The organism is Halomonas sp. 72, assembly GCF_052379785.1.
In the GTDB taxonomy this organism is placed as follows: Bacteria; Pseudomonadota; Gammaproteobacteria; order Pseudomonadales; family Halomonadaceae; genus Vreelandella; species Vreelandella citrativorans.
The window spans coordinates 137520-163141 of sequence record NZ_JBQSYY010000001.1 but is presented as its reverse complement, the minus strand read 5'-3'; the positions used below and the strand labels follow the sequence as shown (position 1 = coordinate 163141).

Here is a 25622-nt window from a genome sequence, read left to right as displayed (position 1 = left end):
GACCCATGGCAACGAGTTTTATATCCGTCAGTACCGCTGCCTACGATGGCTATGGGTTCGATGTGATCCTGCCTTCGCTTGCGTGGTGCGGGGTGACAAATGTCGAATTCGCGTTTATCGATGGGTACGTAGAGGCGTTTACTGATAGCGACTTTACCGAGTCATTTGCCAACGATTTGAAAAACGAAATGCGCCGCTATGGTCAGCAGTGTCATTACTTCTCAGGCCATATTGATCTTGGGCTTGAAAACGCGGCTGCCAGGCTCGAAGCGCGCTGCCGTTTTGCGGCTTCGCTAGGCGCGAGTTTTGTCATTACTAACGCGGCCACGTGTGAGCATGAAAGCACGTTCTTTAAGCAGGCCGCTACACTGGCCGCCATAGCGCGTGAGTATGGTGTGCGTATTTTGCTTGAAAACCCCGGTAACGGGGTGCCCAACGTGTTCGATAGCTCGGCGGATGCGTTGGCGTTACTTGAACGGTTGGGTGATGAGGCCTTCGGTATTAACTACGATATGGGGAATTTGCTCTCACACTGCCCTGGGCAGAATGCCCTTGTTGATGCCCGAGCGGCCATGCCTATCGCCGATCACTTTCATCTCAAGCCCTGTGCTCGACGCAGTGATGGGTTTGATTTTGTTTCATTTGGCGAAGGTGATACAGACGACAAAGCACTCGCTGCTGTGCTGCTTGACCAAGACAAGCCGTTCTCTCTGGAGCTTCCATTTCGACTGCATCGCGATGCTGGCGCTCAGCCGTGGCGCGATGAACAACCACTGCCGCTCGATAGAATCGAATCGCAGATTTTACGCTCCCTTGAGGAGCTGGCTTTACTTACCCAATATTAATAAAAGGAAAACGTCATGCTGCTTAAAGGTAAAGTATGTATCGTGACTGGTGCTGCAGGTGAAAAAGGCATTGGCCTTAGAACGGCGCGTCTCTTCTACGAGCACGGTGCTTCCATTGTTATTTCCGACATCAATGAGGCAGCCTGCGAGAAGGTACGCAGCGAGTTTGATGCTGACCGCTCGATGGTCGTAACAGGTAACGTGGTAAGCCGTGATGACTGCTTCAGCCTAGCGAAAGCCGTGATGGAAAGGTTTGGCAGAATTGATGTGTTGGTCAATAACGCTGGTATCACTCAGCCGGTTAAGTTTGAAGAGATTACGCCAGAAGATTACGACCGTATTTTGGACGTTAACCTGCGTGGCATGATGTATATGTCGCAAGCTGTCGTGCCGCACATGAAACAGAGCGGAGCTGGGTCTATCATCAATACATCATCGGTTTCTGCACAGCGAGGCGGAGGTATCTTCGGTGGCCCACATTATAGTGCGGCCAAAGCCGGTATGCTGGGGCTTGGCAAAGCCATGGCGCGCGAGCTCGGTGCATCTGGCATTCGCGTTAACTCCGTAACGCCTGGCTTGATTGCCACCGACATTACTGCTGGCAAACTTGATGATCAAATGAAGGCTAAAATTCTGGAAGGTATTCCGCTAGCTCGCTTGGGTGGGCCTGCCGATGTTGCCAACGCTTTCCTTTTCCTGGCAAGCGATCTCTCAAGCTACATGACAGGGACAACCCTGGATGTGAACGGCGGTATGCACATTCATTGACTATGATAAGCTACCCTTATGCTTAAAATACGGTATAGGGGTAGCACTTGGATGACGCTATGAGCCAAATGGATCCGAATCTTTTGGATAGGCTTAAGGAGTTTGTTTCTGTCTCCGAACTTTCCCGGGATGGCCGGTTAAAGATCCCGCCAGAAAGAGCGCTCTGTGAGCACTTTGATATGCACCGCTCATCGGTACGAAATGTACTTTCAGTATTGCATAGCCTTGGGTTCATTGAGCGCAAGCAGGGCAGTGGCACCTTTCTCAAAATGCCGGAGCCGGTGTTTATTCAGCTCTACTTTGAGCTGGCGCTAAAACTTAATTATATCTCTGTTGATCATCTTGAAACTGCCCGGGAAATGTTTGAAAAAGAGATTGTCCAGGCAGCCGCGGTCAACCATCAAGCCCATGAGCTAGAGCAGCTTGAAAGGCTCTGCAGCAAGATCGTTAATTCCACCGATGTACTTGAAGGTATTCAGGCGGATTACGAGTTTCATGAGCTGTTGGCGATTATGGCCAAAAATCCCGCTGTGTTGATTATTTTTCAAGGACTGTCATCGGTGCTTAAAAAAGTACTTCATCAGCGCAGGGTTCTTGCCAGGCAGTCAAAGGGCGCACAAAAGAAAACCAACGAGACGCATATCGCGCTTGTTGATGCTGTTAAAACCCGTGATCGCGAGTTGGCACGCCAAGCTATGCACGACCACTTTGAGACCTGGAATCAGCAGACATTACGCTCCTTCCCTCAAAAGAAAGCGCCTGCTTTTTCGATAGAGTAAGCGCTTATATTCCAAGGCAGCGGAGCTATTTTGATAGCCAGCGTAGCGTTGCTGCCTGCCTGATACACGTCAGTCTTCACCGCGTTAGCGCTGGCAATCCTGCAAGCAGCGTCGGCTTCCTTGCTATTGGTGTCCTTGTATAGCCTGGTCAGTGATAAACTATCGTTATATTTAGCGGGTTAATAAATTAACCCGCTAGCGCAGATTTCGGTAGCGAGGGCTGGTGTGAAAGGTGTTGTAAGTACAAGAAGTGCAAAAGGGCTGTTAACGTCGCTCATCGTTGGCGCGATAGGCGGCACGATTTTCCAACTTACCGGTTTACCGCTTGCCTGGATGCTTGGCCCTCTGGTTGCCAATTTGCTGGTTTCCTCTCGGGGCGTTAACGTTGTAGTGCCGGAGCGACTGCGTAATGTTTTTCTCGCTGTTATGGGGTTGGTGTTAGGCAGCCAGGTAACACCGGAACTCGCTCAGCGGGTGGTCGATTGGCCAATATCAGCCGTGCTGTTGTTAGCGGGCATTAGCGCCTCTACGGTGGCGGCCTCGGCCTGGTATCGGCGCTGTGGGTTTGATTCCGTCAGCGCCTGGTTTGCCGCCGCTCCCGGCGCCATGACCGCGATGATTATTCTGGGCGACAAATGTGGCGGCGACCCTCAGCGTATTGCTATTGCCCAGTCGATTCGCGTGATTTTGGTGATTTTAGTGTTACCTCCTCTTTTTTGGGCCTACGAGGGCGGGGACGGTGACATGGCGTTGCGGGCAAATGAGTTTGAACATGCCTGGATGCTGTTGCTTATCCCTCTGCTACTGCCGCTCGGGCGCTGGCTACGCTTTCCTACCCCCGCCTTATTGGTACCGTTGCTTACCGCTGCACTGCTTTCAGGGTTTGATATTGCAAGTCTTCGGTTGCCTGACTGGGGGATGAACCTGATGCTTTGGGTATTGGGCAGCGCAATCGGTTCTCGCTTTAAAGGCATGACGCGACGGTTATGGGGGCGCTATTTATGGCAGTCAGGCATTGCCACGCTGTTGGCGCTTATGGTGTTGGCCCTGTTTGCTGAGTTGATTCATCAGTTTGTGGGCGTTGGCCGTGATGTAGCCCTGCTGGCGCTGGCACCCGGCGGGGTTGGCGAGATGGCCATTTTGGCGGTGGCGCTTAATATTGATCCGGTATTTGTCGCATTTCACCACCTTCTTCGCATGGTGACGTTGATGGTCTTTGCGCCATTTTGGGCTCGCTGGCTTTTACGGCATCAGGCATCTAACCCTACTAATGATCGATAAGTAACGTAAGGAACGTTCATGTTTTCTCGTATGCTGCAGCCGCTATTTCGTTACTTTGAAACGCGCGTAGATCCTTACCCCATGGAGGATGTTCAAACACCGCCTAAAGGCCTATTGCCCTTCATCAAGCACTTCTCGCGCCCGGTATTGCCGTTGCTGATTGCCATGACGCTGTTTACTGCGCTGGTGTCATCCGCGGAGGTGCTTTTCTTTAACTACATGGGGCAACTGATTGATTGGCTGGGCAATGTAGAGCGTGAAGGCTTTTGGGCTGCGAATGGGCTTTGGTTGACCGGGGTCGGTGTGTTGATGCTTGTGGGGCTGCCGCTGTTGGTGCTGGCTCAATCGTTGATTACTCATCAAAGCATCTTCGGTAATTATCCGATGATTGGCCGTTGGCTCTCGCATAGTCATATGCTTAACCAAAGCCTGGCTTTTTATCAGGACGAGTTTGCCGGGCGGGTATCCCAAAAAGTGATGCAAACCGCCTTGGCGATCCGCGAAACGGTCACTAAGGTGATGGGCCTTTTGGTCTACGCGATTGTGTATTTTACCGGTGCGGCGATTTTGTTGGGGCGGGCCGATTTATGGCTATTGCTCCCTTTGGGGCTTTGGCTCATTGGGTATTTGGCCATCATGCGCTTTTTTGTTCCTCGGCTGCGTGATGTGTCCATGGCGCAGGCCGACGCCCGCGCGCAGATGACCGGGCGCGTGGTCGACAGCTACAGCAATATTCAAACCATAAAGCTATTTGCGGATACCGAGCGTGAGCAGCGCTATGCACGCGATGCCATGGAAGGATTCATGGAAACCGTGCATCAGCAGATGCGTTTGGTCACCATTATGAGTGTCTGCCTGACGCTGCTAAATACCGCGCTGCTGGTAGGCACGGCAGGTATGGCGATTAGCACCTGGTATTACGATGCCATTTCGCTAGGCGTATTAACCATCGCGATTGCGCTGGTGATGCGGATCCGCTTTATGTCTGACTGGATTTTATGGGAAGTGGCGGGCTTGTTTGAAAATATTGGTACGGTACAGGATGGCATGAACACTATCGCCCGCGAACCGACCATCAGTGATGTGCCCAATGCGCCAGCCCTCCATGTACCGGCGGGTAAAATTCATTTTGACGCGCTGCGTTTTGGCTATGAGCAGGCCAAAGGCGAAAGCCGAACCGTGTTTGATGGACTGAATCTGACAATCGCCCCCGGTGAGAAAATTGGCCTGATTGGTCGTTCAGGCGCGGGTAAATCGACCCTCGCTAACCTGCTGCTGCGTTTTTATGATGTTCAGGGCGGGCGCATTCTTATCGATGATCAGGACATCGCTCAGGTCACGCAAACCTCATTGCGTCACCAGATTGGCATGGTGACCCAGGATACCTCGCTTTTGCACCGTTCGCTGCGCGATAACATTCGCTACGGCACCCCACAGGCAGACGATGAGGCAGTATGGGCCGCCGTATGCCGCGCCCATGCGGATGCGTTCATTAACGACCTGGTGGATCCTCAGGGGCGTCGTGGGTTGGACGCACATGTGGGCGAGCGCGGCGTTAAGCTGTCGGGTGGCCAGCGCCAACGTATTGCCATCGCGCGCGTGCTGTTGAAAAACGCGCCTATTTTGGTATTGGATGAAGCCACGTCGGCGCTGGACTCTGAAGTGGAAGCCGCCATTCAAGAGCAGTTGGATACGTTAATGGAAGGCAAAACGGTTATTGCCATTGCCCACCGTCTTTCCACCATCGCAATGCTTGATCGGCTGATCGTGGTTGAGCAGGGGCGTATTGTAGAAAGCGGCACGCATACGGAATTGCTCGCTCAAGACGGTATTTATGCCGGGCTATGGAAGCGCCAGTCGGGCGGCTTTCTTGGGGTTGATATGTGAATTTTCTGATCCTCTGCTAACGTGTTCCAGACGACAGCTAAACCGGGAGATCGACAATGCAAGTGGTAACGCTACAAGCCCCAGGTGGGCTGGATAAACTTAATGTGCAGGATGCCACGGCACCTGGCGCACCTGCAGCGGGTGAGGTTCGCGTACGCATTCATGCAAGCTCGCTGAATTTTCATGATTACGGCGTAGTGGCGGGCAAAATGCCGACCACTGACGGCCGTATTCCCATGTCGGATGGAGCGGGTATTGTTGAAGAGGTAGGTGAGGGAGTATCCGAGTTTTCAGTGGGTGATCGCGTAGTATCGACATTCTTCCCTCACTGGCTGGAAGGCCCTGCACGCGTTGCGGATTTTACGACGACGCCTGGCGATGGTGTCGATGGCTACGCCTGTGAACAGGTGGTTCGCCCTGCGCAGTGGTTTACCCATCAGCCGAAGGGGTATAGCCATGCTGAGTCGGCAACGCTCACTACTGCAGGGTTAACGGCATGGCGTGCGCTTGTGGTGGATGGCGGCTTAAAAGCAGGCGATACGGTATTGGTGCTGGGCTCTGGCGGTGTATCCATATTTGCGCTGCAGTTTGCACGCATGATGGGCGCCCACGTTATCGCGACGTCGTCTTCCAACGCGAAACGTGAGCGGTTACGTGAATTGGGCGCTACCCATACGATTAACTACAAGGAAACCCCTGAATGGGGCAAGCAGGTTAATGAACTGACGGATGGGCAAGGTGTTGATCATATTGTCGAAGTAGGCGGACCTGGAACGCTGCCGCAATCTATCGAAGCGATCAAAATTGGTGGGCATATCTCATTGATTGGTGTGCTGACTGGCCGCCAGGGAGACATTCCAACCGCGAAGCTAATGGCAAAACAGGCGCGTTTGCAGGGCCTGATTGTGGGCAGTCGCCGCCATCAGATAGAGATGATCAAGGCTATTGAAGCTAACGATATGCGCCCCATTATTGATCGAGAGTTTGAATTAGCCGAGATTGCGGATGCCTTTCGCTACCAGGAGGCGGGCAAGCATTTAGGAAAAATTTGTTTAACGTTCTAAAGGCCTTCGCTTGCGATCTTTACCAGCACTGCCCGTAAGGGGGTGCTGGTAGAACGATGCGATTATTCTGCTAAACGGCTATACACCACGCCCTTAATTTCAAGCTCCCAGATATGCTCATAAGGCACGGTGATGCTATCCACTTCATCAGGATCATCGTGACTTTTGTGTAGCTGTTTTTCGGGAATGACCGTTGCATCCATTTTACGGGCGAGCTGAATGCGCGCGCTAAACCGGTTGCCAGCCTGGTCAATGAGAACGCGCTCTCCCGACATACATTTTTCAAGCTTGGCGTAGAGCTCTGCCTCGCTAACATGAACAATACTCATGGTCGCCTCCTGCGTAACATGAAATGGTTGCGGATAATGGTTATCTCTGAAGATGTCATTTTAGTCGATAAGTTCGAATAGCTCCGCAGTGATTTATCCTCAAAATACTAACCTTGTTCTTGTTTAGTGTATCGACCGTAAACCTCAGGGCGTTCGTTGTTTGATGGCGCCTCCTCATCAAGCGCTTGTCCATAAAGAGCGACAGCGTTTAGCGGTGTACTGTCGGGGCTGTTGGGTGTGGCAGCAGTTTTGGTTTATTACCGATCTAACCGTGCGGGGGAAGCAGGTGCTGAGCGATGCCGGTATTAAGCCTGCGCTGTTGTCACCAAATGCTGCGCTGGCCGTCAGCAATACGCTGACGGCCACTTTAAACGTACCGATCGTGCTATTTACGCTGTCTCTTCTGGCAACTCAGCGCTGTGGAAGACGTTTTGTACATCGTCCAGATCGGTGAGCATGCCCACAAATTTTTCAAATAGCGCCACGTCATCGCCTTCGAGCGGCGTGGTGTTTTGCGGCAGAAACTGAATCTCATCAATTTCAAAATCGAGCTCACCGAACGCATTCAGCAGGGCTTGCTTGGCTTTAGAATATTCGGTGTGTGGCGCATAAACCGTAATACGCGCTTCTTCCTGCTCAATGTCGGTCACATCAACATCGGCTTCCATCAGCGCTTCAAGCACCGCCTCTTCTTCCTGGCCGACAAACGCAAAAATCGCGCAGTGATCGAACATGTGGCTAACGCTGCCGGGGGTGCCAATCTTGCTTTTCGTTTTGGTAAAGCAACCGCGTACATCGCCAAAGGTGCGGTTAGGGTTATCGGTTAAGCAGTCGACAATCACCATGGCGTTACCGGGGCCAAAGCCTTCGTAGCGTGCTGGAGAGAAGTCTTCGCCACCTGCGCCGCTGGCCTTGTCTAGCGCTTTATCAATAACGTGCGAGGGAACCTGATCTCTTTTCGCACGCTCTATTAAACCGCGCAGGGCAAGGTTACCGTTCGGGTCTGAGCCGCCTGCTTTTGCAACGACATAAATTTCACGCCCGTATTTGCTATAAACCTTGGTTTTTGCGTCGGCCGTTTTAGCCATCGATTCTTTACGGTTTTGAAACGCCCTACCCATATCGGAGTCCTTTATTAGCCGTGCCACGCCTGTTTTGACAGCAGGCGTCATTTTCATCGAAAAAGGGGCAAATTTTACCCAACAGCGTACCATGCTAACAGCGTTATTTAAGAGAGACGACGTTATACAGCAAGCAACTCAGCCGGTAACGGCATTGGCGCATGTAGACGACGATTCATTAACAAGTACAAAGAGGAAAAAATGCCGTTTTCACTCTGGTTGTCACTCGCGGCTATCTGCGCCATGGGGGCTATGTCGCCCGGGCCCAGCCTCGCTCTGGTTTTAAAACACACGTTGGGCGGTGGGCGGTTGCCAGGTATTACCGCTGCTTTATTTCATGCGGCTGGCGTCGGGTTTTATGCGCTTTTGACTGTCTGGGGGCTGGGCGCGTTAGTTACTCGTTCGCCTGACGTTTTTCAACTGATTACCTGGGCGGGCGCCGCCTATTTAGCCTGGTTAGGCATCAAGGCGTTACGGGCTGGCAGGGCGGGGGTGATGAGTCAACAGGGGGTGGTAACCACTCGCCGTCAGGCGGCCAAAGAGGGGATGCTCGTGGCGCTGGGTAATCCCAAGCTGATTATCTTTTTTGTAGCGTTGCTGAGCCAGTTTGTTACTCCTGATATGAGTAGTATGGCAAAGATGATCGTCGTACTAACCGCTATGCTTATTGATGGTGGTTGGTACGTGCTGGTGGCGGTCGGCTTGTCGCATTCGCGGGTACTGCCTTGGTTGCAGCGCCATGCGCACTGGATAAATCGATTAACCGGCGTGCTACTGATTGCGCTGGCGCTGCGCGTTGTCATGGGGCCCATTACCATAGGTTAATAGGCCGTTGTGCTTGGCAATAATCGATATAAGGCGCTGGTGCCATCCCTGTAGCCGTGGCAAGGTAGTGTTTATATCGCCTGGAAGGTGTAAGGCTTAATAATGACGATTTACGATCAAGACTGTTACACCCACCAAGGGCAGCCGTTTAATTTACGCGCGCTGCGTGGGCAAGTGCTGTTGGTAGTTAATGTGGCCAGCCAGTGCGGATTTACGCCGCAATTAAAAGAGCTTGAGGCGTTATACCAGCGTTATCGTGACCGCGGCTTCACCGTGCTGGGGTTTCCCTGCAACCAGTTTGGCCGTCAGTCGCCAGAAAGTGCCGAAGCATTTTGTGCGTTTGGTGAGCAAACGTACGGGATAAGCTTCCCTCTGATGGAAAAAATCAGTGTTAATGGCAACCACGCACACCCGCTATTTGTCATGCTGAAACAACAGGCGCCCGGGGTTTTGGGTACCCAAGCCATTAAGTGGAATTTCACCAAGTTTCTGGTTGGGCGCGATGGCAGGGTCATTGCCCGTTTTGGCCCGCGAGATCATGGGCAACCCTTACGCTTGGCATTGGAAGCGGCGCTGGATCGTGAATAGGTCATTGGCCATCAACGAATCAGAGTGTTGACGGCGGCTTAATGCTCTCCACGGGCAACCTTAACGCGGTTCATAAGCTCGACCCAGCGGTGGCGTACCATCATGGTGGTTAGCCCGGAAAAAAGCGCCCAGCCTTTGCGCCGCCACCCCTTTAAGCGCAGGTTATGACTCACTAGCTGTTGCATCAGCTTATGGTCATCAAATTTTCGCCATTCGCTGGCAATCGAAAGTTGATGGCGCGACATCACCGGGGCTAGCTCCAGGCGAAACATCCACTCAAGCTCCATCAGCGGCATGTCGTACTGGTTAATGACCTCGACCATGCGGGCGTAATCCCGTTCGCTGGGTTCGCGGTCTAGCCATAAGGGGGCCAAGGCAAGCCAAAGGTCGCCGCGCTCGTCGACTAGTTGCTGTGCGTTCATGATGGCCTCGCAGGCATTTAAAAGAAGGGGCACTATCCTGCCGTGAAAGGCAAATAAGCTCAAGAGCGGACAGCGCCCGCCTGGCAAGCTAAAATAGCCGCCATGCTTACAGCATTGTCATGCTGATAATGAAATCAATCCGATAGTGAGGTTCGATGTGATTATTAAACCCAAAGTACGCGGCTTTATCTGCACGACTACTCACCCTAAAGGCTGCGAGCAAAACGTGCTCGAGCAGATTGAAGCAACCCGCGCGCGTGGTTTGGATAAAAGCGCCGGCCCCAAAAAAGTGTTGGTGATCGGGGCTTCCAGCGGTTACGGCTTGGCTGCTCGGATTACCGCTGCCTTTGGTTACGGTGCTGATACGCTGGGCGTGTTTTTTGAAAAGCCCAGCAGTGAAACCAAAACCGGTACGGCGGGATGGTACAACAGCGCAGCGTTTGACAAGTTTGCCAAGCAGGAAGGCCTTTACAGTAAGTCTATCAATGGCGACGCCTTCTCTAACGAAGCGCGTGAAAAAGCCATTGAACTGATCAAACAGGATATGGGCGAAATCGACCTGGTGGTGTACTCACTGGCATCCCCCGTGCGTAAGCTGCCGGATAGCGGTGAACTCAAGCGCTCAAGCCTGAAGCCGATCGGTGAGACCTACCGCGCTACGGCTATTGATACCAATAAAGACCGGATTATCGAGGCAGAAGTGGAGCCTGCCACCCAGCAGGAAATCGACGATACCATCACCGTGATGGGTGGCGAAGATTGGGAATTGTGGATGGACGCACTGGACCAGGCGGGCGTATTGGCCAAAGGCGCACGCAGCGTGGCGTTTAGCTATATCGGTACGGAAATTACCTGGCCGATTTACTGGCACGGCGCCTTGGGTAAAGCCAAGGAAGACTTGGATCGCGCGGCCACGGCGATTGATGACAAGCTTAAAACTAGCGGCGGCGGCGCTAATGTCGCGGTACTCAAATCTGTTGTTACCCAGGCCAGTGCAGCTATTCCGGTGATGCCGCTGTATATCGCCATGGTGTATCGCATCATGAAAGAGCAGGGCGTACACGAAGGCACCATTGATCAGCTCAATCGACTCTTCGGTGAACGGCTCTATGCTGCAGGTCAGAGCGGTGATATGGCCACTGATGATAAAGGCCGTCTGCGTCTGGATGATTGGGAGCTGCGCGACGATATCCAACAGGCTTGCCAGGATCTGTGGCCGGAAGTGACTACCGAGAATCTGTTTGATATCACTGATTACGCTGGCTATAAGCATGAATTCTTAAAACTGTTCGGCTTTGAGCGTGATGATGTTGATTACGACGCTGACGTGAACCCTAACGTTGCGTTCGATGTGGTTAATTTATAAACCGTTAAATCGGTAAGCGACTTGCTTACCGATTTAACGAATTGCCGGGCCTTTGTGCCCGGCAATTTGCGTTTGACGCGTAAAGTCCGCTAGCGGCAGGCGCAAAATCAATCACTGTTAAATGTTTACTGCTGGATACGCAAGTCCTTGAAGGTTCTGCCATGGTTAAAAGCAGAGTGTTACTCGCTTTTACCATGGAGGAAATATGACCCGTACCGCACGAGTGGAGCCAGTTAGCGAAGATAAGGGCGACGCGATCATCGTATCGGGTTGGCGCGTTGTCGATGTTACCGAGCCTGATGCCCCTCAAGAAATATCCCGCCACGACACTGAGCCGCAAGCAATTGAGGCAGCGCGCCGCTTTGAAGCCGAAACTGCCCACGAACCTGGTTCAGCGCCTGATGATACTCAGGATTACGATGCGTCTGATCCCAACGCAGGCAAAGACGTTTCGTAACAGAGTCGTTTCAGCTGCGGGTCAGAAGATGCCATGCACAAACGATGTCATGAAACTGATTGGATAAACAGGCAGCGATTATCCCGCAACTGGCGGGTATTGGTGATTTTCAATTCGCTCAACTAACTTGTAAGAGTGTGGCACTCAAGGAGAGACAGCATGAAACGGACTACATTAGCGATTGCAATTGCAGCTCTTTGCACTGGAATGTCCAGTGGCGTGTTTGCTGAGGATAACCAGCAAGAGAATGGTCAATCAGAAGGTGCGCTGGAACAACAGGAAGAGGCGGTCGATGAGCAGGACGACGCTCAGGATGAGCAGCCCGCCGCTATGACAGGTGGCAACGCGGCGTCTTCCTCGGATGTTGACCAGGAGGAGAGTGATGATCCGAACGACCTAATGTCTCGCCAAATAAGTGATATCGAAGGCATGACAGTGGTCAACATGCAGGATGAAGAAATTGGCGGTATTGACCGGATCGTTGAGCATAAAGAGTCTGGCGAACTGTATGCGGTTATTTCCATTGGTGGCGTATGGGGAATCGGTGCCGATGAAGTGGCGCTGCCATTAGATGAAATTGAGATGAAGGACGACCAACTGGTTACCAACACCACCTACGGTAGTGAAGAGATAGAAGCGACGGCAGAACAGTATGACGAAGACAATTTCAGCCAGATAGATAACAGTATGACCGTAACGCAGGCCCAGCAGCATCCTGATTAAGATACTGTCATGAGAATGGCCATCTAATGCCTGAAAGGCCATAACACTTTGTTCATGAGTTCGCCTTGCCTTGTATAATGAGGCAAGGCGTTTTTTTGGTCGTTAAACGATTATTAAGATCGTTATTAACTTTCATACAAGTTTTAAGAAAGATGGTTTTTTATTGTTACTTTTTTCCTCCGTTGGCTAACGTTTGAAGAGTGACTCATCCAAGGAGGACATCATATGAACCGGACAATAGTAGCCATTGCTATCGGTGCTATCTTTACGAGCATTTCAGCAGCCGTGTTGGCCAATGAAAATGATGCATCACAGAGCGACGGTCAGATGACCCAGCAGCAGGACAACTCAACAGCCGGACAGCAGCAAAGTACGGACACTCCCCGTAACCAGGAACAGGATGATACCGAGCGTGAAACCGGTACCCAAGGGCCTCAACAGAGTTCCGAAAGCGACGACCTGGATATGCCTGACCAGGCCGATATAGACAGCGACGATACGCAGAATGAACAAGGTGGTAACCGCTTGGAAGTTTTGAAAGATGAGGATGCCGACCAGACCACGGTTGAATAGTATAAAACCTCACCATTGTTTCTTGACGAGTTTTACTAAGTAAGCGGTGATAATATACGTGTTAATTTTTATTATAATTCATCGTTAGCTTTGCTCTTAGGCGCTTAGGTCTACTAGCTTTTTAAGTGCAAGCCAACACAAGGAGCAATATTATGAAACGGACAACACTAGCCATTGCTATTGGTGCGATTTGTGCAGGACTTTCAGGCGGCGCTCTGGCTCAAGACGCTAACCAGAACGACACTGACAATGCCGATCAAATGACGCAGCAGCAAGATGCTACGGCGCAAACGCAGCCACAAGGCACAGAAACTGACAGCCGTGCTCAGTCTCAGCCTAATGGCGACGAAACGATGGACGTTGAAGTCGACCAGGAGCCTGCTGAAGTAAAAGTTGAACAAGACTCTCCCAATATTCGAGTAGAGCAGTCAGAGCCGGACGTGACGGTCGAGCAGCCTGAACCCAACGTGACGATTGAACAGCCCGAGCCCAACGTTACCGTTGAAGACGCTGAGCCTAACGTTACTGTTGAGCAGGGTGGCGAGCCTGACGTTAACGTCGAGCAAGCCGATGATGCACAGGTCGACGTTAATAGCGATGACGATCAAGAACGCCAGCAGGCTGCCCAGGATAATCGTAACGACCAGGATGGCAATAATTCATTGATGTCTCACCCGGTTAGCGAGCTGGAAGGTATGGCCGTCATTAACCAGGATGGCGAAGAGATCGGTGATATTCAACATATCGCTCAGCACAACGACTCTGGTGACCTGTTTGCCATTATCTCAGTCGGTGGTATCTGGGGCTTCGGCGCGACAGAAATCGCTTTGCCGATGGATGAAGTGGAGTTCCAGGATGAACAGCTCATCATGAATACCACGTATGGCAGTGACGAGATTGAAGCGTCCTCAGAGGATTATGTCGAGGATAATTATACGCAGGTCGATAGCGATATGACGCTATCCGAAGCGAAGCAGAATCAAAACCAATAAGCGATTTGATCGATAAGCGGCTTAGATGCTGACAGGAAGGGCAGGGCGTTCGCGCCTTGCCCTTTTTCTATTGATGGCTCTGTCCATCAATACGATGTATCGCTATGCCCATCACTTCGGCCCTCAAATACGATCAGCGCTAGCCAGGTGCGACTGTGGGTTTCGATACTTAGGCTTTTACCTCTTCCTGCTCTGCAAGGCTGGTCTCTTTATCAGCAGATGACTCTTTGGTGGTCGCTCGCGTACTAACACCTGATGCATTACCTTTCGCCGGTAGCTTTTTGGTATGGGTGGGCGCGTCATTAAAGCTGTTTTTTAGCATTTCATTGTCGGCGCTCATATCAATGCTGCCGTGGAAAACGCTGCCATCTTCAAGCACAAGGCAGGGCGATACGATGTTGCCAGTCACTTGGGCGCCCTTGTGGATCGTTGCGCGGTGTAAAGCGATTAAATTACCTTCTACTTCGCCGGATACGTGCAAGGTATGAGCAAACACATCGCCTTTAAAATAGCTATTTGCGCCTAATGTGACGGTGTGCTGTTTGCAGGTGATAGTGCCGCTAACACGCCCTTTTACGGTCAAATCCTCATCACTATTGATGTCGCCTTCTACTTGCGTATGGCTACCGATAATGGAGGTGCTGGGGCGCGCATTGCTGCTGGTTGGCGTGCCCGTTAGAAGCGTGTCACTTGAGTCTGGTGAGCTGGGCGGCGTCGTTTTTTGCTCGGCAGTTGCATTCTTGGCTTTATTAAACATCGTTAACTCCTGGTAAATGTCGGCCTGGCGCTTTTAAGACGCACGCGTTGAGCATAAAAAGTCATTGAATACTTTAATCTGCTTAACGGCTGGATAAAGCTCAGAATTAAGCCGAGTGGGGGAGGTTATTCGCGCCGCCATAAAAATAAATCGCATATAACCTTAGTCTGGGCAAAATATTGACAGTGGCGGGACCGGTGTATGGGTATTCAAGCATGGTTTATTCTTATTGGTGTTAGCGCAATGACACTGATTGTATGGGATGGCAGGCGCCGTAAGGCAAGGCAGCGCGCTGAAGGCTCATACTCTTCAGGTGACGTGCCTCAACCGTCGCCTGCTGTCTCTCTCGTTTCTGACATCGCTGTTGAACAGTCACCACCTAAAGCCACCGTTACACCACTGGTGGCCCCGTTAAAAGAGGGCAGCCGAATTGGGGCGGCCACATCGATTACGGGGGATATCACCGCCAACGAGCCCGTGCTGGTTAAAGGGAACGTGCAGGGCAGAGTCGTCGCGTCGCAGCATTCTTTAACGGTGAATGCATCAGGGCAAGTAGCACCCTATATAGAAGGTGGTTTTGTCACCGTTGATGGCCATGTTTCAGGCACGCTGAAAGCGCATGCCAGGGCCACCCTGCTGCCACAAGCAACTGTACAGGGTGTGATTGATACGCCATGTTTAGAGTGTGAAGCGGGTGCCTGGCTTCAAGCACGTGTTAGGCATCACGCCGTTCAGCAGAACGTTACTGCGATGGTTTCCTGGGCTCTGTCTGAAAGGTGTCTGCGCTCGACAATACGGCGTTAAAAATTGGCTCGTGCGCGAGTCCGATCAAAATACTCATTTACACATGTAAACTCCGTTTTTTCGCCAATTTTTGCCTTGTCTTGTCTTCGCTCGTCGACTTTTCAGACAGACCCTAAGACGTTTTCCCAGAACGGGCCTCAAGACCGTTTTAAAGAGTAGGATCGCTACGGTCTCTCAGGCCTCAGCGCTTTATCTTCATAGCCTCAGCCCAGCGTACGGCGATGCCTTTTTCTATTGGGTGCTATCAGGCACTGCCCAAAACGTCACAATTGGGTAAGATGACGTTTCATTTACTGATGGCGTTTTGGCATGCAGCTCAGCTCTTTGTCTCCCCCGTTAACACTTGCGCGCCAGCGCATTGGGGTATTACTGCTGCCTGGCTTTTCCATGCTCTCACATGCCAGTGCCGTCGAGCCGCTGCTGATGGCTAATCAGCTTAGCGGCCAGGTGCTCTATCAGGTGTTTACGCTCAGTACCGATGAGCAGCCGGTGCGAAGCAGCGCTCAATTATCCTGTCATGCTGACTACACCCTGGAAGGGGCACCGCCTCATCTGGACATGGTGCTTATCTGCGCGCCTTCGCCTCTGCCCTATGCGTTACCGGCCAAACTAATGGAGTGGCTGCGCCACCAGCCAAGCCGAACGATGCTGGGCGGATTGGCGGGAGGGGCTGAGGTGTTGGCCCGCACGGGATTGCTGGAAGGCTATCGAGCGACCTTACCTTGGCAACGTTTTGCAGCCTTTTCCCAAGCGTATCCTCAGGTGGCGCTGTCGCAACAGCTTTTTGAGATCGACCGCAACCGGATCACTTGTGCCAGCGGTACGGCGGCCATGGACATGATGCTGACGCTGGTGCGCCAACAGCAGAACAATCATCTGGTTGAACAGGTGTCAGAGCACTTTATGTGTGAGCGAATTCGCATGGCCGATGAGCGCCAACATGTGCCGCTGCGCCACCGCTTGGGTCACGCCCCGCAGAGCCTGGTAGACGCTGTGACGCTGATGGAAGCCAACATAGAAGAGCCGCTTTCGACCCTGGAGCTGGCTGAGCATTTAGGCATTTCCCGCCGCCAGTTGGAGCGCCTGTTTAAAAAATATCTTCAGGCGGTGCCTAGCCGCTATTACCTCAATTTGCGTTTGCAGGATGCCCGTAAACAGTTGCGTGAAAGTGATCGCTCGGTAGGCGATATCGCGTTTGCGACGGGGTTTTCCTCGGCGGCTCATTTCTCAACGGCTTACCGCAATCATTTTGGATTAACCCCACGGGAAGAGCGTTTGAGCTGATGCACGCCCACGTCGCAAAACCTGCAGTAACGCATTAGCACCAGAGACCTCCCTTCAGAAATAATCTGAAATATGGGCAGCATTACATAATTTACCGTCACATTACTGAAAGCGGGTGAGCTTGCTCGCCCCGTATACTGATATAACTGATTGACTCAACGAGAGGGACTGACCCATGAGCACGACCCCAACCCGGCAGGATTTTGATCACTACATGACTCCCAACTATGCGCCGCAGCAGATTATTCCGGTGCGCGGAGAAGGCAGCCGCTTGTGGGATCAGCAGGGGCGTGAATATATTGATTTTGCGGGCGGTATCGCGGTGAACTCGCTGGGTCATTGCCATCCCGTGTTGGTGAATGCCTTAAAAGAGCAGGGGGAAAAACTTTGGCATCTCTCCAATATCTATACCAATGAACCCGCGCTTAAGCTGGCTAAAAAGTTGGTTGAACGGACCTTCGCTGACAAGGTGTACTTGTGCTCTTCTGGCGGTGAAGCCAACGAGGCCGCACTGAAGCTGGCGCGCCGTTACGCGGTAGACCATTACGGCGAAAAGAAAGACAAGATCATCTCCTTCAACCAATCCTTCCATGGCCGCACGCTGTTTACCGTGAGCGTGGGTGGTCAGCCCAAGTACTCCCAGGGGTTTGGTCCAGTGCCTGGCGGTATTTTGCACGCTGAGTTTAATGATCTTGACAGTGTGCGCGCTCTAATGGGCGATGACACGTGTGCGGTGATGGTCGAACCCATGCAGGGTGAAGGTGGTATTTTGCCCGCGACGCCCGAGTTTCTAGACGGCCTGCGCGAGCTGTGCGATCAGCACAATGCGCTGCTGGTATTTGATGAAGTGCAAACCGGGGTTGGCCGTTGCGGTACGTTGTATGCCTATGAGCGTTATGGCGTAACGCCCGATATTCTCACCAGTGCCAAGTCGCTGGGTGGCGGCTTCCCGGTTGGCGCGATGCTGGCAACTGACAGCGTCGCCAAATCCCTCGCGTTTGGAACCCATGGTTCTACCTACGGCGGTAATGCCTTGGGCTCCGCGATTGCGTTGGCTGCGCTGGAATTTATCGATACGCCAGACGTACTGGAAGGCATTCAAAAGCGCCACGACCTGTTCCGTGAGCAGTTGGAAACCATTAATCGCAAGCATGGCGTGTTTAAAGAAATTCGTGGCATGGGACTGTTGATAGGTGCCCAGATGTCGGACGCCTATGAAGGCCGCGCCAAGGATATTCTGCCGCTGGCCATCGAAGAAGGCGTAATGGCACTGATTGCAGGTCCTAACGTGCTTCGCCTGGCGCCTTCACTGGTGGTGCCGGAGGCAGACATTGCTGAAGGTATGGCCCGTTTGGAGCGTGCGATTGAGCGCCTTGTTGCCAACGCATGAATTCGACCACGGCGACATTGAGAGAGGGGGCGTCAAGCATGCTGGTCATTCGTCCGGTAAAAATGGCGGATCTCGAAGCGCTGGTCGTGTTGGCAGAGCATGCGACGCCCAAGCTTACCAACCTGCCCGCTAACCGCGAACGTTTAGAGGAGCGCATTGAGCGCTCCCTGGCGGCGTTTAATGATGAGATCGAGTTTCCGGGTAACGAGCACTACACCTTTGTGCTTGAAAATAGCGCGCTGGTGGATGAGGCGGGGCATGGTGAAATACTGGGAACGGCCACTATTCGTGCCCAGGCGGGCGCCAATGAGGCCTACTACACCTACCGCCAGGAAACGTTGATTCATGCATCTCAACAGCTCAACGTACGTCGCGAAGTACAAACCCTGGCGCTCTCTCATGAAGTTTCTGACGCTACGCTGCTGTGCGCGTATTCACTAAATCCGCGTTACAAGGGGACCAGCGCCGAAAGCCTGTTGCGGCGTGCTCGGCTGATGTTTATTGCCCAGTACCCCGAGCGCTTTTCGCGCATATTGGCCGTGGCGTTTCCCGGTTACCTGGATGCGCAGAACGAATCGCCCTTTTGGGAAAGTGTGGGCCACCACTTTTTTGCGCGCAGTTTTCACGATATCAACCACATCGCAGGTGTGCGCTCTAAAAGCTTTATTGCCGAGGTGATGCCTCAGTTCCCGCTCTATTTGCCGCTGTTGACGCCACCGGCCCGGGCGGCGATTGGCCGGGAGCATCCTGCGCATGAAGAAGCTTTGCAGGAGATGCTTGCCGAAGGCTTCGTGCGCTCGCGCCATGTGGACATTTTCGACGCGGGGCCGCTTGTGAAAGCCGAACGCGAGCGTTTGGCGACATTCAACCGTGCCGCTTGGCATCCGGTACGCCTTCGCCCGGACGAAACGCTTCCCGATGCCGAACCTGCCTTGATCGCTAATCAGGCGCTGGGTGATTTTCGCTGCATTGTCGCCCGTTACGCGCTTTCAGCCACTGGGCAACTGATGCTTTCAGAGGCGGATGCCAAACGCTTGGGAGTAGAGGAGGGGCGAGCTGTATTTGCCGCACCACTTACTCTGCCCAGCGCGGTGGATGCCTTTGATGAAGGAGAAATATGATGCGCATTCGTCCTATCGCCCGTGCAGATGTTGATGGGTTGCTGGCGCTTGCGCAGCAGGCGGGCGTGGGCTTTACCTCGCTGCCCAATAACCGAGAATTTCTGGCAGAAAAAATTGAAACGTCTGTCCGCGCGTTTGAAGAGCGTACCCCGGTTAACAATCGGCTCTACTTCTTTGTGCTGGAAGATGAGGCTAATGGCGAGCTGGCCGGCTGCTGTGCCATTGAAGGCCAGGTAGGGCACGAAGTGCCTTTTTATAACTATCGGTTGGGTACGTTGGCGCACTCGTCGGTACAGCTGGATTTACACCGCACCATCGATACGCTGTTTTTAAGCTCTGACCATACCGGCGATGCCGAAGTCTGCTCACTGTTTTTGCGCCCGGAATACCGGGGTGAGGCCAATAAACACCTGCGTAACGGTGCGCTGCTCTCCAAGGCGCGCTGGCTGTTTATTGCACAGTTTCGTGATCGTTTTCCTGAGAAAGTGCTCGCTGAAATGCGCGGCGTGTTCGATGAGCAGAACCGCAGCCCCTTCTGGGAGAGCCTGGGAAAACACTTTTTTCCCATGGATTTCAGTGAAGCCGACCGCTTGACCGGTCTTGGGCAGAAAAGCTTTATCGGTGAATTAATGCCGCGCTTTCCCATTTACACCACGTTTATGGCCGAGGAGGCGCGCGCGTGTATTGGTCAAGTGCATCGGCATACCCGGCCTGCCCTTGAAATGCTTAAAAAAGAGGGGCTGCGCTGGGAAGGCTATATCGATATTTTTGACGGTGGCCCGACGGTTGAAGCCTATATCGACGATGTGCGGGCTGTGCGCAATTCGCAGCTATATCACGTTGAAGTATCGACCAAGGCACCTGATGAGAGCGTTAGCCGCTGGTTGGCTGCGACCACCACCATGCAGGCCTTTACCGCCGCGTGGATAGGCCGTGCACCCACCCGCGATACGATTGTTTTAAGCCACACAGAAGCTGAGCGCCTAGGGGTTACCACAGGTGATGCCGTGCGGCTTCTGGAAACCTGAACAGGTAGGAGAGCATGATGCACGCCCAACAACAGCAGCTTATCAACGGCGCCTGGGTGAATGGCGCTGCAGCATCGTTTAGTAAGTTTGACCCCGTCTCAGGCGGGCTGCTCTGGCAAGGGGCATCAGCCAGTGATACGCAGGTTGAAGAAGCGGTAGCCGCTGCGCGTAAGGAGTTTCCAGAATGGGCAAAAACGCCCTTTAGCGAACGCCAGGCGTTGGTTGAGCGTTTTGCTGAGGTACTTAAATCGCGCAGTGAAGCGCTGGCTGTCGCCATTGCCTCTGAAACCGGCAAGCCGCTTTGGGAGGCGCGTACGGAAGCGGGCGCTATGGTGGGGAAAATAGCGCTCTCGCTCAAGGCGTACAAGGAGCGCACCGGCGAGCGCGAAAAAGCTGTAGGCAGTGCCAAAGCGGTGCTGCGCCACCGTCCGCATGGCGTGATGGCGGTGTTTGGCCCCTATAACTTCCCGGGCCACTTGCCTAATGGCCACATGGTGCCGGCTCTCTTGGCAGGTAACACGGTGGTCTTCAAACCGAGCGATCAAACACCGCTAACCGCGGACTTGGCGCTGCAGTGCTGGCAAGAAGCCGGGCTGCCTGCTGGCGTCATCAATCTTGTTCAAGGCGGTGTGCCGGTGGGGCAGGCACTCTCTGCACACCCTGGGATCGATGGCCTGCTGTTTACCGGCAGTGCAAAGGTTGGCGGCATGCTGCAACAGCAGTTTGCCGGGCAGCTGGATAAAATCCTCGCGCTGGAGCTTGGGGGCAACAATCCGCTGGTGGTCAAGGACGTGGATGATGAGCGCGCCGCCGTGCTGGCCATTTTGCAATCCGCCTTTCTGTCTGGCGGCCAGCGCTGCACTTGTGCACGCCGTTTAATCGTACCCCAGGGCGAGGTTGGCGACCGGCTAATTGACGCGCTTTCCGAAGCGATTGCCAGGCTTCATGTGGCCGGGCAGTTTGATGAGTCGCCCACACCGTTTTACGGCGGCCTGGTGAGTGTGGCGGCGGCTGATGGCCTGCTAAAAGCACAGGATGCGCTGGAGGCGTTGGGTGGCACGGTGATTAACCGTATGCAGCGTGTTAAAGACAATACCAGTCTGCTCACGCCTGCGTTAATCGACGTGACGGGCCTGGAAGTGCCTGACGAGGAGTACTTTGGCCCGTTATTGAAGGTGCACCGTTACCACGATTGGGACGAGGCGTTAACGCTTGCCAATAACACGCGCTATGGCCTCTCGGCGGGTTTGATTGGCGGCGAAAAGGCCGACTGGGACGATTTTCTGTTGCGCATCCGTGCGGGTATTGTGAACTGGAATCGCCAGACTACCGGGGCTTCGGGTGATGCGCCGTTCGGCGGCGTCGGCGACAGCGGCAACCATCGCCCCAGCGCGTACTATGCGGCGGACTACTGCGCCTATCCGGTGGCTTCCATGGAAGCCGAGGCGTTGGAGATGCCCGATACTCTGCCGCCGGGAGTTAGTCTGTGAGAATACCTGTGATCAGTAACGTTAGGGAAGTCAATTTCGACGGCCTGGTAGGCCCGACGCATAACTACTCAGGGCTCGCCGTAGGCAATGTGGCTTCCATGAGCCACGGCGGCCTTGAGTCCAATCCTAAAGAGGGGGCGCTACAAGGGCTTTTAAAAATGAAATCCTTGATGGAGGCAGGCTACGCCCAAGGTGTTCTGCCGCCTCAGCAGCGCCCGGATATCGGCGCGCTGCGCGACTTGGGTTTTAGCGGCAGCAATCATGATGTGCTGGCCCGTGCTGCCGCCGATGCACCGCAGCTGTTGCGGGCCGTTTGCTCGGCTTCCAGCATGTGGACGGCCAATGCGGGCACCGTTACCCCCAGCATCGACGCGCCGGACCGCCGGGTGCACTTCACTCCGGCCAACCTGCAATCAAGCTTTCATCGCTTTCTTGAGCCGCAAACCACGGGCCGTGTGCTGCAAGCCATTTTTCACAGCGAACAGCACTTCGCCCACCACCCAGTGCTGCCCGCCACGCCGGCGTTTTCCGATGAAGGTGCTGCCAATCATACTCGCCTGTGTGGTGAGTACGGTGAGCCGGGCGTTCATCTGTTTGTGTATGGCCGCCAAGCGTTTGGTGACGTGCGTAGCGGCGAGCGCGAGCCTGTTCGTTACCCCGCCCGCCAAACGTTGGAAGCCAGCCAAGCGGTAGCCCGCCAGCATGGGCTTGTTGAGTCGCAAACGGTATTTGCTCAGCAGCATCCGGACGCTATTGATGCGGGCGTATTTCATAACGACGTCATCGCCGTGGGCAACGGCCCCGTGCTGCTATATCACGAAATGGCTTTCCTGGACGAAGAGGGCACGCTCGACGAGCTGCGCCGCAAGATGACGACGCCCTTGATTCCTGTCCGCGTACCCATCGAAGCAGTGAGCCTGGAAGATGCAGTGGCGTCGTACCTGTTTAACTCGCAGCTGCTTTCCAACCCTGATGGCACCATGACGCTAGTCGTGCCCAGCGAATGTCAGGAACGTGAAGCCGTCTGGCGCACCGTTCAAGACTACCTGCTGGCAGGCAATAACCCCATCAGTGACGTGGTGGTGAAAGACGTCAAGCAAAGTATGCGCAACGGCGGCGGCCCCGCCTGCCTGCGCCTGCGCGTTGCTCTTTCAGAAGCCGAGCGCGCAGCACTGACCGGCCGCGTATTGCTCACCAATGATCTTTACGAAGACCTTACTGCTTGGGTCAACCGCCACTACCGGGATCGCTTGGCACCTGATGACCTCGCTGATCCGCAGTTGGCAGAAGAGTCGCTCAGCGCACTGGATGAGTTAACGCAGCTTCTGCAAATAGGGTCGGTTTACCCGTTTCAGTTGGGGTAGGGGGTAAGGCAGAAATAAAGTAGAGCGTCAGGCATTACCCTGACGTTAGCCTGTCAGAGGTGAGCCGATGCAGCGCTCAAAAATGGATGCTAACGGTTGATAGTCGCAATAGTAGCTGGCGATATTGGCCGCTATCCATTCATTCTGCTCGAGTGGGTGCCATGAAAGGTGATAGCCACAGTTGATGATGAGATGTTCAAAGAGTAATCGCTGTGCGCGACCGTTACCTTCTCTAAAGGGATGAACAACGTTTAAATCACCATACAATTCAGCGCACGCCGGTATGAGTTCTGCTTTCTCAAGCTGAATAAAATAATCGTGTTCTGCAAGTTTGGTAAACAGCTTTTCAGCTTCGGGAATGATGCGATTAACGTGGCAAAATCGCGTATCGCCTTTGGCTATATCAATAGTGCGCACACTACCTGCCCAATCATAGAGGTCATGGAATAGCTGATGATGAAGGTGTTTCAAGTACGCAAAATTATAGGGTGGCTGCAAAAACTCAATGCTATCCGCGTTAATAAGCGATAGATCGCGCTCCGCTTCTTCAAGCTCAGCCGTGTCGGAAATGTCCAGCTTATTACGCAAGATATCAGTGCCGGGATAGCAATAAGGGTCTTGGCCGACGCCGTACTTATCCATTAGCAATTTTTATATTTTGTATATTTAACTAATACATCGGTTTTATTGGTTTTAGACGCCTGAGAATCAACGATAATCCCTTCCAGTGCCATGCTCGCCTGGTAATTTGAACGCCTGACCTGTGCATAATAGCGGCGCTTTGCTTCCAAAGAGACGTTGTTCATACTCCCTCCTTCGTTATTTATCTACGCTACTGCCTAGTATAGCGGATTAAGGGGGCGGTTCTCACCTTAACAGCGGAGTCATATTGTAAACCGCTGGCAACGTAATGATTTATGATGTCAGCTTCTCCAGGAACAACATTCGCAACAGGTGCCGACAGGAGCGCCGGGAGTAAATATGGAGCCGCTCATTCAGCCGACTAACAATAAGGATTATGCAGAGCAACTGATCCGCCAGAATATGTCCGGCTACTATGAACAGCTGGATATGCACTGGGACAGCGCTTTGTTTGAAAATGAGTGGCGCACCCTAGAGAGCTATCAGTTGGTCATCAATACGCACCCGGTGGGCTTGCTGTGTATCAACCAGGCTACCGAGGCTTGCTATATTCGCGAGCTGCAAATCGCGCCGCAGTGGCAGCGTCAGGGTTTTGGTACGGCAGCCATTCACCATATGGTACACAGGGCGCGGCAATCGAATATCGATACGCTGCGCCTTCGGGTGTTCTGCATTAATCCTGCCGTCGCGCTCTATGAACGCATGGGCTTTCACATTCGTAAAACGGAAGGCAATACTCACTACATGGAACGGCGTATTGTTTAAGTGATACCTGCCAGATATGCCTTTGTTTATTTAGGAAATTTGCCTGGCTTTGCCGATGTTAAGCAGAGCGATACCTGTGCCTATCAGCAGGGCGCCGGGTAGTAAGCCCTCCGGCGCGGCTTCTCCTTGGAGCACTATCGCCACCGGAACGCCAACCACGGCGCCGACGGAACCCAACAGGCTGAGAAGCACTGGCCCGCCGGTTTTCTGAAGCAGGAATAGCAGTAAAAACTGGCCTGCAAATACCATTGATTGAAGGGCAATTAGGAGAAGTGGAAGGCGTTGCCCACTTGGAATACCAAGCGAAAATCCAGGCAGCAGGCTGACGCTGAACAGAAGGGCTGCCGCAGCGACTAGCATACCGGGCGCAAGAGCGTCGCCTGAGACACCCGCTGGCCAGCGCAACGTTCGGTAAAGATTGCCGATGGCCAACAGTACCGGCCCCGCCAACGCCAGCAAAATCCACACATAGTCGGCATCAGGCGCGGAAAGTTTGTGAGCTGCCAAAGTGACGGCGCCCGCAAGCGCTGACATAACGCCTATCGCCCGCGTCATCTGAAAGCGTTCCAGCTTTACTATCAGCGCACCAACGTAGGTAAGCAACGGCGGCAATGTAATCACAAGGGCGACAAAACCTGCGCCAATATGCGGAATGGCCGAGAAGAAAATCAGGTTAGAACCCGCCACGCCGATAAAGGCCGAAACCAGGTAATACTCAAGCGTACGACCCGTGACAGGCGGCAAATTGCTGCGTAGTGCTGCTACGACCAGCAGAATTAAAGCCGCGCCAGTAATCGACCAAAATAGAAAGGCGAGAGGCGACAGCTGCGCATCACCGGCCAGTTTGGCCACGTTGGTCGAAAGTCCCAGCAGCGCGCCACCTGCCAAAAGATAGATAAATGCGGCAAGTCGCTTCTGTTTGGGAAGTGCCCCTGATCTTGCCTTGGATGGTTGCAT

Annotated in this window: 28 protein-coding genes; 21 read left to right on the top strand and 7 right to left on the bottom strand. The window is 53.4% G+C overall.

Annotation, left to right across the window (positions count from 1 at the left end; all coding sequences use genetic code 11):
- Nucleotides 1-5 precede the first annotated feature (5 nt).
- The 6 genes from ACT3T6_RS00795 to ACT3T6_RS00770 all read left to right on the top strand — a co-directional run bounded on the left by ACT3T6_RS00795 (nt 6) and on the right by ACT3T6_RS00770 (nt 6624).
- Nucleotides 6-845, top strand: coding sequence for a sugar phosphate isomerase/epimerase family protein (locus ACT3T6_RS00795; RefSeq protein WP_193054770.1), 840 nt, complete (start codon nt 6-8; stop codon nt 843-845).
- 15 nt (nt 846-860) lie between these two features.
- On the top strand, nt 861-1613 hold the full coding sequence (locus tag ACT3T6_RS00790; RefSeq protein ID WP_193054771.1) for an SDR family NAD(P)-dependent oxidoreductase: 753 nt from the start codon (nt 861-863) through the stop codon (nt 1611-1613).
- A 59-nt stretch (nt 1614-1672) separates the two neighbouring features.
- Nucleotides 1673-2392, top strand: coding sequence for a FadR/GntR family transcriptional regulator (locus ACT3T6_RS00785; protein WP_193054772.1), 720 nt, complete (start codon nt 1673-1675; stop codon nt 2390-2392).
- Between the two features lie 225 nt (nt 2393-2617).
- The gene (locus ACT3T6_RS00780) at nt 2618-3673 is read left to right on the top strand and encodes an AbrB family transcriptional regulator (RefSeq protein WP_192528520.1); all 1056 of its coding nucleotides are present in this window, start codon (nt 2618-2620) and stop codon (nt 3671-3673) included.
- An 18-nt stretch (nt 3674-3691) separates the two neighbouring features.
- On the top strand, nt 3692-5560 hold the full coding sequence (locus ACT3T6_RS00775; RefSeq protein WP_444625934.1) for an ABC transporter ATP-binding protein: 1869 nt from the start codon (nt 3692-3694) through the stop codon (nt 5558-5560).
- 56 nt (nt 5561-5616) lie between these two features.
- Nucleotides 5617-6624, top strand: coding sequence for a zinc-dependent alcohol dehydrogenase family protein (locus ACT3T6_RS00770; protein WP_192528521.1), 1008 nt, complete (start codon nt 5617-5619; stop codon nt 6622-6624).
- A 62-nt stretch (nt 6625-6686) separates the two neighbouring features.
- On the opposite strand, the gene ACT3T6_RS00765 is transcribed toward ACT3T6_RS00770, so the two are convergent.
- Together ACT3T6_RS00765 and ACT3T6_RS00760 are read right to left on the bottom strand one after the other, a co-directional pair.
- The gene (locus tag ACT3T6_RS00765; RefSeq protein WP_087106403.1) at nt 6687-6953 is read right to left on the bottom strand and encodes a hypothetical protein; all 267 of its coding nucleotides are present in this window, start codon (nt 6951-6953) and stop codon (nt 6687-6689) included.
- A 389-nt stretch (nt 6954-7342) separates the two neighbouring features.
- Entirely contained in the window at nt 7343-8074 is a 732-nt protein-coding gene (locus tag ACT3T6_RS00760; RefSeq protein ID WP_087106400.1) for a YebC/PmpR family DNA-binding transcriptional regulator, read from the bottom strand.
- A 201-nt stretch (nt 8075-8275) separates the two neighbouring features.
- Between ACT3T6_RS00760 and ACT3T6_RS00755 the strand changes: the two genes are divergently transcribed.
- Both ACT3T6_RS00755 and ACT3T6_RS00750 read left to right on the top strand, forming a co-directional pair.
- Nucleotides 8276-8899, top strand: coding sequence for a LysE family translocator (locus tag ACT3T6_RS00755; RefSeq protein WP_192528522.1), 624 nt, complete (start codon nt 8276-8278; stop codon nt 8897-8899).
- A gap of 102 nt (nt 8900-9001) precedes the next feature.
- On the top strand, nt 9002-9487 hold the full coding sequence (locus tag ACT3T6_RS00750) for a glutathione peroxidase (RefSeq protein WP_087106396.1): 486 nt from the start codon (nt 9002-9004) through the stop codon (nt 9485-9487).
- Between the two features lie 38 nt (nt 9488-9525).
- Here ACT3T6_RS00750 and ACT3T6_RS00745 read toward each other — a convergent pair whose 3' ends face one another.
- Nucleotides 9526-9909: a DUF7079 family protein gene (locus ACT3T6_RS00745; protein ID WP_087106394.1), complete on the bottom strand. Its 384-nt coding sequence runs from the start codon at nt 9907-9909 to the stop codon at nt 9526-9528.
- 157 nt (nt 9910-10066) lie between these two features.
- Between ACT3T6_RS00745 and fabV the strand changes: the two genes are divergently transcribed.
- The 5 genes from fabV (at nt 10067) to ACT3T6_RS00720 (ending at nt 14020) form a co-directional block, all read left to right on the top strand.
- On the top strand, nt 10067-11275 hold the full coding sequence (gene fabV, locus ACT3T6_RS00740) for an enoyl-ACP reductase FabV (protein WP_193054773.1): 1209 nt from the start codon (nt 10067-10069) through the stop codon (nt 11273-11275).
- Nucleotides 11276-11480: 205 nt separating this feature from the next.
- Nucleotides 11481-11732 carry a hypothetical protein gene (locus ACT3T6_RS00735; RefSeq protein ID WP_193054774.1) on the top strand — a complete coding sequence of 84 codons (252 nt, stop codon included), beginning with the start codon at nt 11481-11483 and terminating at the stop codon, nt 11730-11732.
- 159 nt (nt 11733-11891) lie between these two features.
- A complete protein-coding gene (locus ACT3T6_RS00730) occupies nt 11892-12455 on the top strand; it encodes a PRC-barrel domain-containing protein (protein WP_193054775.1) in 564 nt (187 codons plus the stop codon).
- A gap of 225 nt (nt 12456-12680) precedes the next feature.
- A complete protein-coding gene (locus ACT3T6_RS00725; protein ID WP_193054776.1) occupies nt 12681-13028 on the top strand; it encodes a hypothetical protein in 348 nt (115 codons plus the stop codon).
- A 152-nt stretch (nt 13029-13180) separates the two neighbouring features.
- The gene (locus ACT3T6_RS00720; protein WP_193054777.1) at nt 13181-14020 is read left to right on the top strand and encodes a PRC-barrel domain-containing protein; all 840 of its coding nucleotides are present in this window, start codon (nt 13181-13183) and stop codon (nt 14018-14020) included.
- 169 nt (nt 14021-14189) lie between these two features.
- Here ACT3T6_RS00720 and ACT3T6_RS00715 read toward each other — a convergent pair whose 3' ends face one another.
- The gene (locus tag ACT3T6_RS00715; protein ID WP_193054778.1) at nt 14190-14777 is read right to left on the bottom strand and encodes a bactofilin family protein; all 588 of its coding nucleotides are present in this window, start codon (nt 14775-14777) and stop codon (nt 14190-14192) included.
- 201 nt (nt 14778-14978) lie between these two features.
- On the opposite strand from ACT3T6_RS00715, the gene ACT3T6_RS00710 reads away from it, so the two are divergent.
- The 7 genes from ACT3T6_RS00710 to astB all read left to right on the top strand — a co-directional run bounded on the left by ACT3T6_RS00710 (nt 14979) and on the right by astB (nt 23258).
- Entirely contained in the window at nt 14979-15581 is a 603-nt protein-coding gene (locus tag ACT3T6_RS00710) for a bactofilin family protein (RefSeq protein WP_193054779.1), read from the top strand.
- Between the two features lie 309 nt (nt 15582-15890).
- Nucleotides 15891-16865: a GlxA family transcriptional regulator gene (locus tag ACT3T6_RS00705; protein WP_193054780.1), complete on the top strand. Its 975-nt coding sequence runs from the start codon at nt 15891-15893 to the stop codon at nt 16863-16865.
- Nucleotides 16866-17040: 175 nt separating this feature from the next.
- Complete coding sequence (locus ACT3T6_RS00700; protein ID WP_193054781.1) at nt 17041-18255, top strand: aspartate aminotransferase family protein; 1215 nt, start codon at nt 17041-17043, stop codon at nt 18253-18255.
- 38 nt (nt 18256-18293) lie between these two features.
- On the top strand, nt 18294-19376 hold the full coding sequence (locus ACT3T6_RS00695; RefSeq protein ID WP_193054782.1) for an arginine N-succinyltransferase: 1083 nt from the start codon (nt 18294-18296) through the stop codon (nt 19374-19376).
- The gene (gene astA / locus ACT3T6_RS00690; RefSeq protein WP_087106373.1) at nt 19376-20404 is read left to right on the top strand and encodes an arginine N-succinyltransferase; all 1029 of its coding nucleotides are present in this window, start codon (nt 19376-19378) and stop codon (nt 20402-20404) included. The genes ACT3T6_RS00695 and astA overlap by 1 nt, the downstream gene beginning before the upstream one ends.
- Nucleotides 20405-20421: 17 nt before the next feature.
- On the top strand, nt 20422-21894 hold the full coding sequence (gene astD / locus ACT3T6_RS00685; protein WP_193054863.1) for a succinylglutamate-semialdehyde dehydrogenase: 1473 nt from the start codon (nt 20422-20424) through the stop codon (nt 21892-21894).
- Nucleotides 21891-23258: an N-succinylarginine dihydrolase gene (gene astB / locus ACT3T6_RS00680; protein ID WP_287077661.1), complete on the top strand. Its 1368-nt coding sequence runs from the start codon at nt 21891-21893 to the stop codon at nt 23256-23258. Before astD ends, astB begins: the two co-directional genes overlap by 4 nt.
- Nucleotides 23259-23303: 45 nt before the next feature.
- On the opposite strand, the gene ACT3T6_RS00675 is transcribed toward astB, so the two are convergent.
- Together ACT3T6_RS00675 and ACT3T6_RS00670 are read right to left on the bottom strand one after the other, a co-directional pair.
- Entirely contained in the window at nt 23304-23900 is a 597-nt protein-coding gene (locus tag ACT3T6_RS00675) for a putative adenosine monophosphate-protein transferase Fic (RefSeq protein WP_193054783.1), read from the bottom strand.
- Complete coding sequence (locus ACT3T6_RS00670; protein WP_193054784.1) at nt 23900-24064, bottom strand: YhfG family protein; 165 nt, start codon at nt 24062-24064, stop codon at nt 23900-23902. Before ACT3T6_RS00670 ends, ACT3T6_RS00675 begins: the two co-directional genes overlap by 1 nt.
- Before the next feature lie 175 nt (nt 24065-24239).
- Between ACT3T6_RS00670 and ACT3T6_RS00665 the strand changes: the two genes are divergently transcribed.
- Nucleotides 24240-24665: a GNAT family N-acetyltransferase gene (locus ACT3T6_RS00665; protein ID WP_193054785.1), complete on the top strand. Its 426-nt coding sequence runs from the start codon at nt 24240-24242 to the stop codon at nt 24663-24665.
- A gap of 30 nt (nt 24666-24695) precedes the next feature.
- On the opposite strand, the gene ACT3T6_RS00660 is transcribed toward ACT3T6_RS00665, so the two are convergent.
- A complete protein-coding gene (locus ACT3T6_RS00660) occupies nt 24696-25622 on the bottom strand; it encodes a DMT family transporter (protein ID WP_193054786.1) in 927 nt (308 codons plus the stop codon).

What these genes read in the sequence shown, in the direction of transcription:
- ACT3T6_RS00795 (WP_193054770.1), top strand. Translation starts at nt 6, where the DNA reads ATGGCAACGAGTTTTATATCCGTCAGTACCGCTGCCTACGATGGCTAT.
- ACT3T6_RS00790 (WP_193054771.1), top strand. Translation starts at nt 861, where the DNA reads ATGCTGCTTAAAGGTAAAGTATGTATCGTGACTGGTGCTGCAGGTGAA.
- ACT3T6_RS00785 (WP_193054772.1), top strand. Translation starts at nt 1,673, where the DNA reads ATGAGCCAAATGGATCCGAATCTTTTGGATAGGCTTAAGGAGTTTGTT.
- ACT3T6_RS00775 (WP_444625934.1), top strand. Translation starts at nt 3,692, where the DNA reads ATGTTTTCTCGTATGCTGCAGCCGCTATTTCGTTACTTTGAAACGCGC.
- ACT3T6_RS00770 (WP_192528521.1), top strand. Translation starts at nt 5,617, where the DNA reads ATGCAAGTGGTAACGCTACAAGCCCCAGGTGGGCTGGATAAACTTAAT.
- ACT3T6_RS00765 (WP_087106403.1), bottom strand. Translation starts at nt 6,953, where the DNA reads ATGAGTATTGTTCATGTTAGCGAGGCAGAGCTCTACGCCAAGCTTGAA.
- ACT3T6_RS00760 (WP_087106400.1), bottom strand. Translation starts at nt 8,074, where the DNA reads ATGGGTAGGGCGTTTCAAAACCGTAAAGAATCGATGGCTAAAACGGCC.
- ACT3T6_RS00755 (WP_192528522.1), top strand. Translation starts at nt 8,276, where the DNA reads ATGCCGTTTTCACTCTGGTTGTCACTCGCGGCTATCTGCGCCATGGGG.
- ACT3T6_RS00750 (WP_087106396.1), top strand. Translation starts at nt 9,002, where the DNA reads ATGACGATTTACGATCAAGACTGTTACACCCACCAAGGGCAGCCGTTT.
- ACT3T6_RS00745 (WP_087106394.1), bottom strand. Translation starts at nt 9,909, where the DNA reads ATGAACGCACAGCAACTAGTCGACGAGCGCGGCGACCTTTGGCTTGCC.
- ACT3T6_RS00735 (WP_193054774.1), top strand. Translation starts at nt 11,481, where the DNA reads ATGACCCGTACCGCACGAGTGGAGCCAGTTAGCGAAGATAAGGGCGAC.
- ACT3T6_RS00730 (WP_193054775.1), top strand. Translation starts at nt 11,892, where the DNA reads ATGAAACGGACTACATTAGCGATTGCAATTGCAGCTCTTTGCACTGGA.
- ACT3T6_RS00725 (WP_193054776.1), top strand. Translation starts at nt 12,681, where the DNA reads ATGAACCGGACAATAGTAGCCATTGCTATCGGTGCTATCTTTACGAGC.
- ACT3T6_RS00720 (WP_193054777.1), top strand. Translation starts at nt 13,181, where the DNA reads ATGAAACGGACAACACTAGCCATTGCTATTGGTGCGATTTGTGCAGGA.
- ACT3T6_RS00715 (WP_193054778.1), bottom strand. Translation starts at nt 14,777, where the DNA reads ATGTTTAATAAAGCCAAGAATGCAACTGCCGAGCAAAAAACGACGCCG.
- ACT3T6_RS00710 (WP_193054779.1), top strand. Translation starts at nt 14,979, where the DNA reads ATGGGTATTCAAGCATGGTTTATTCTTATTGGTGTTAGCGCAATGACA.
- ACT3T6_RS00705 (WP_193054780.1), top strand. Translation starts at nt 15,891, where the DNA reads ATGCAGCTCAGCTCTTTGTCTCCCCCGTTAACACTTGCGCGCCAGCGC.
- ACT3T6_RS00700 (WP_193054781.1), top strand. Translation starts at nt 17,041, where the DNA reads ATGAGCACGACCCCAACCCGGCAGGATTTTGATCACTACATGACTCCC.
- ACT3T6_RS00695 (WP_193054782.1), top strand. Translation starts at nt 18,294, where the DNA reads ATGCTGGTCATTCGTCCGGTAAAAATGGCGGATCTCGAAGCGCTGGTC.
- astA (WP_087106373.1), top strand. Translation starts at nt 19,376, where the DNA reads ATGCGCATTCGTCCTATCGCCCGTGCAGATGTTGATGGGTTGCTGGCG.
- astD (WP_193054863.1), top strand. Translation starts at nt 20,422, where the DNA reads ATGCACGCCCAACAACAGCAGCTTATCAACGGCGCCTGGGTGAATGGC.
- ACT3T6_RS00675 (WP_193054783.1), bottom strand. Translation starts at nt 23,900, where the DNA reads ATGGATAAGTACGGCGTCGGCCAAGACCCTTATTGCTATCCCGGCACT.
- ACT3T6_RS00670 (WP_193054784.1), bottom strand. Translation starts at nt 24,064, where the DNA reads ATGAACAACGTCTCTTTGGAAGCAAAGCGCCGCTATTATGCACAGGTC.
- ACT3T6_RS00665 (WP_193054785.1), top strand. Translation starts at nt 24,240, where the DNA reads ATGGAGCCGCTCATTCAGCCGACTAACAATAAGGATTATGCAGAGCAA.
- ACT3T6_RS00660 (WP_193054786.1), bottom strand. Translation starts at nt 25,622, where the DNA reads ATGCAACCATCCAAGGCAAGATCAGGGGCACTTCCCAAACAGAAGCGA.